Source organism: Paraburkholderia sp. BCC1884, from assembly GCF_900996225.1.
Classification (GTDB): domain Bacteria; phylum Pseudomonadota; class Gammaproteobacteria; order Burkholderiales; family Burkholderiaceae; genus Paraburkholderia.
In genome coordinates this window covers 1-418 of record NZ_CAAJGL010000054.1, presented here as the reverse complement: position 1 = coordinate 418, position 418 = coordinate 1, and the positions used below count along the sequence as shown (strand labels likewise).

Genomic DNA, 418 nt, shown 5'->3' with positions numbered 1-418 from the left:
GTTGTAGCGATGGTTCTCGTATTCGACCACCAGGTCGCGGCCGACGATGCCCGCGCGGCCGCGTTCGAGGCCTGCCGCCGAGAGCGCGTCGACGATCGCGTCGAGCGAGGTGGGTCCGCCCTCGGCGGCCGGGGCCAGGGCGATGCGCTGCATGGTGAGCGGCGCGGCCGCCCGGCCCGATGCGGCCAGCGCCGACCAGGCAACGGCCGGCAACATCGATGACGCCGTCGCCACGCTTGCGCTCGCCCGGTCCGAATCACGGCGAGGCAATGGCGCGACGGCAAGCTCGCCCGCCTCGCCCTTGCCAAGCTCTGCAGTGGCCTGCGCGGCAGCCGCCGGCAGGGCCGCATCCTGCGCGTGCCTTACCTCGCAAGGTCCGCCCTCGCAGCGCGAGGCATCGAAACGCCGGCCGAGCGGA

Annotated in this window: 1 pseudogene; it reads right to left on the bottom strand. The window is 73.9% G+C overall.

Features of this window, described 5'->3' with window-relative positions:
- A pseudogene (locus FQ705_RS03875) lies at positions 1-418 on the bottom strand (hypothetical protein); the annotation flags it as partial.